Annotated in this window: 5 protein-coding genes; all 5 read left to right on the forward strand. The window is 66.0% G+C overall.

The window, feature by feature from the left end:
- Window positions 1-101: 101 nt before the first annotated feature.
- The 5 genes from B1A78_RS20810 to rplQ all read left to right on the forward strand — a co-directional run bounded on the left by B1A78_RS20810 (window position 102) and on the right by rplQ (window position 3663).
- Window positions 102-893: a 3'(2'),5'-bisphosphate nucleotidase CysQ gene (locus tag B1A78_RS20810; protein ID WP_077148773.1), complete on the forward strand. Its 792-nt coding sequence runs from the start codon at window positions 102-104 to the stop codon at window positions 891-893.
- Window positions 894-1115: 222 nt separating this feature from the next.
- Window positions 1116-1484 (forward strand): 30S ribosomal protein S13, encoded by a 369-nt coding sequence (gene rpsM, locus B1A78_RS20815; protein WP_077031818.1) that lies wholly within the window; start codon window positions 1116-1118, stop codon window positions 1482-1484.
- Between the two features lie 99 nt (window positions 1485-1583).
- A complete protein-coding gene (rpsK, locus tag B1A78_RS20820) occupies window positions 1584-1973 on the forward strand; it encodes a 30S ribosomal protein S11 (RefSeq protein ID WP_003040416.1) in 390 nt (129 codons plus the stop codon).
- 100 nt (window positions 1974-2073) lie between these two features.
- Window positions 2074-3132 (forward strand): DNA-directed RNA polymerase subunit alpha, encoded by a 1059-nt coding sequence (locus tag B1A78_RS20825; RefSeq protein WP_058808756.1) that lies wholly within the window; start codon window positions 2074-2076, stop codon window positions 3130-3132.
- 108 nt (window positions 3133-3240) lie between these two features.
- Window positions 3241-3663, forward strand: a complete 423-nt coding sequence (rplQ, locus tag B1A78_RS20830) for a 50S ribosomal protein L17 (RefSeq protein ID WP_077148774.1) — start codon at window positions 3241-3243, stop codon at window positions 3661-3663.
- The last annotated feature ends 124 nt before the right edge of the window (window positions 3664-3787 follow it).

A 3787-nucleotide genomic window follows, 5' to 3' on the forward strand; every position in this document is an offset into this window, starting at 1 on the left:
TCGCCGCGCTGACCCCCGCCGACGATCTCGTTTTCCGCCACGGCACCGACGCGCCGACCTTGCGCATCGACGGCATGACCGTCGCGTCGAGTTAGTCGGTCGTGCCGCACCGCAACCTCGAGGCCGTGATCGCGGCGACCCGCGAGGTCGGCGATATGGCGATGGCGCGCTGGCGCGGCGAGGGCAAGGCGGTCGACGTCCAGTATAAGTCGCCGAACAACCCGGTCAGCGACGTCGACCTCGCGGTCGATGCGCGGCTGAAGGCGGTGCTCGGCGCGATGGTGCCCGAGGCGGGCTGGCTGTCCGAGGAGACCGCCGACAACAGAGACCGGCTGTCGTGCCGCGCGATGTGGTGCGTCGACCCGATCGACGGCACCCGCGACTTCATCCGCGGCCGCCCCGGCTGGGCGGTGTCGGTGGCTCTCGTCGTCGACGGCGCCCCCGAATTCGGCGTCCTCTATGCCCCCGCGCTCGACGAGCTGTGGGTCGCGCAGCGCGGCCAGGGCGCCCAGCTCAACGGCGAGACGCTGCACGCGAGCGAGCGCTGCGAATTTGCCGGATCGCGCGTCCCCGCCGATGCGCTGCCACGCGTCGACAGCGACCTCGTCATCGTCACCAAGCCGAACAGCATCGCGCTGCGCATGGCGCTCGTCGCCGATGACCGCGCCGACCTCGTCGCGACGCTGCGCTGGGGGTTCGAATGGGACGTCGCCGCCGCCGCGCTGATCGCGACCGAGGCCGGCGCGACCGTCACCGATGCCTTCGGCGATCCCCTGCTGTTCAACACCCCGCGCGCGCAGGCCTTCGGCGTCATCGCCTGCGCCCCCGGAATCCACCGGGCCGTCGTCGACCGCTTGCACGATCGCGCGGTGGCGCTTACAACCAAGTCCTAGGGCGGTTTCGCCCCGCCGTTTCCGCGTCGCGGAAACCCCATCGGCGCGCCGCAGTTCGCTTGACAATTCGGGCGACTCACCCTACTTGCGCCTTCCATTCCGACAGCCTGACCGGACGGCGAAGCGCAGCTGCGTATTCGTGGTCCGTTTTTTGCGTTGGAAATCAGACGCTTTGAGATGGGGCCGTGGCCAGCGGCCCTGTGGAGCAGGAGAAAGTTACCAATGGCACGTATCGCGGGCGTCAACCTGCCCACCAACAAGCGCGTGATCATCGCGCTCACCTACATCCACGGCATCGGCCGCAAGACCGCCGTCGACATCGCCGACAAGCTGGGCATCGACCACACGCGCCGCGTCCAGGACCTCAGCGACGCCGAGATCCTGCAGATCCGCGAAACGCTCGACGCCGACCACACGGTCGAGGGTGATCTTCGCCGCACCACGGCGATGAACATCAAGCGCCTGATGGACCTCGCCTGCTATCGCGGCCTGCGTCATCGCAAGGGACTTCCGGTCCGCGGCCAGCGCACGCACACCAATGCGCGCACCCGCAAGGGCAAGGCCAAGCCGATCGCCGGCAAGAAGAAGTAAGGTCGAGCGCGCCCTTTCGGCGCGCTTCCTTGCTTTCCCTGCCGGGGCAGCGGCCTCCCGCCCGCCACCGGCCATTCAGGATTAGGTTAGGATTATATCATGGCTCGTGAACCGCAGCGTCTTCGTCGGCGCGAACGCAAGAACATCTCGTCGGGCGTCGCCCACGTCAACGCCACCTTCAACAACACGATGATCACCATCACCGACGCGCAGGGCAATGCGATTGCCTGGTCGAGCGCCGGCATGATGGGCTTCAAGGGCAGCCGCAAGTCGACCCCGTACGCCGCCCAGGTGTGCGCCGAAGACGCCGGCAAGAAGGCCGCCGAACATGGCGTCCGCACCCTCGAAGTCGAAGTCAAGGGCCCGGGTGCGGGCCGCGAGTCGGCGCTCCGCGCGCTGCAGGCGGTCGGTTTCCACATCACCTCGATCCGCGATGTGACCCCGATCCCGCACAATGGCGTCCGCCCGGCCAAGCGCCGCCGCGTCTGACGTCCTTTCGGGCGCGTCCCGCCGGGACGCCGCCCGTTTCAAATCCTCGCTGGACGGTCAGTCGACCCCTGCCCGTCCCGCCCAAAGCAAAGGGAAGTCCATGACTGTCAATATCCGGAACTGGCAGGAATTGAAGAAGCCCAGCAACCTGGAAATCAAGGCCGGCAGCGACGGCAAGCGCAAGGCGACCTTCGTCGCCGAGCCGCTTGAGCGCGGTTTCGGCCTGACGCTCGGCAACGCGCTGCGCCGCGTGCTGCTGTCGTCGCTCCAGGGTGCGGCCATCACGTCGATCAAGATCGAGAACGTCCTGCACGAGTTCTCGAGCCTCGCCGGCGTGCGCGAAGATGTCACCGACATCGTCCTCAACGTGAAGCAGATCGCCCTCAAGATGGAAGGCGAAGGCCCGAAGCGGCTCCAGCTTTCGGCCACCGGTCCCGCGACCGTCAAGGCCGGCGACATCATGGTGTCGGGCGACATCAAGGTGATGAACCCGAACCATGTCATCTGCCACCTCGACGATGGCGCGACGCTGAACATGGAACTCGTCGCCGACACCGGCAAGGGTTATGTCCCCGCGACCGCCAACCGCCCGGCCGACGCGCCGATCGGCCTGATCCCGGTCGACTCGCTCTTCTCGCCCGTGCGCCAGGTCGCCTACAAGGTCGACAATGCCCGCATCGGCCAGGAACTGGACTATGACAAGCTGTCGCTGACCGTCGATACCGACGGCACCGTGACCCCGGAAGACGCCGTCGCTTACGCCGCGCGCATCCTCCAGGACCAGCTCCAGGTCTTCGTCCACTTCGAAGAAGCGATGAACGACAGCGGCATGATCGGCATGGCGGCGTCGCCGACCACCGCCGACGAAAGCGACGTCAACCAGCTCAACCGCTTCCTGCTCAAGAAGGTCGACGAGCTCGAACTGTCGGTCCGCTCGGCCAACTGCCTGAAGAACGACAACATCATCTATATCGGTGACCTCGTTCAGAAGACCGAAGCCGAAATGCTCCGCACGCCGAACTTCGGCCGCAAGTCCTTGAACGAAATCAAGGAAGTGCTGTCGTCGATGGGCCTGCGCCTGGGCATGGACATCCCCGGCTGGCCGCCCGAGAATATCGAGGAAATGGCCAAGAAGCTCGAACAGGAACTTCTCGGCTGATCCAGTGCCCCGGCTTCGGCCGGGGCTCACAACGGGAAGGGGTCGGCCCGCAATCGACCTGGCTTGGGGTACCTCACACGGCCCCTGTGACAAACGAAGGAATGGATTATGCGTCATAAATCGGGTGGCCGGAAGCTGCAGCGCACCAGCGCACATCGTACCGCGATGTTCCGCAACATGTCGGCCTCGCTCATCAAGCATGAGCAGATCATGACCACCGTCGCCAAGGCGAAGGAACTGCGTCCCTATGTCGAAAAGCTGGTCACGCTCGCCAAGCGCGGCGGCCTTGCCAATCGCCGTCTCGCCCAGAGCCGCCTGCTCGACGAAACCCAGCTGAAGAAGCTGTTCGACGTCATCGCGGCGCGCTACGCCGACCGCAACGGCGGCTACACCCGCGTGATCAAGGCCGGCATCCGCGCCTCGGACGCGGCGCCGATGGCGATCATCGAATTCGTCGATCGCGACGTCGACGCCAAGGGCCAGGACTCGGGTCCGATCGAACAGTATGACGACGAGATGGCCGCCGCGTAAGCGCGCGCTATCCGCGACAAGATCAAGGGCGGCGTCCGCAGGGACGACCGCCCTTTTTCTTTGGGCTAACCCCACCCTCCCCTTCAGGGGAGGGCAGCGAGACTTACGAACTTGTTCGTTAGTC

This window comes from Sphingopyxis sp. KK2 (assembly GCF_001990265.1).
GTDB lineage: Bacteria > Pseudomonadota > Alphaproteobacteria > Sphingomonadales > Sphingomonadaceae > Sphingopyxis.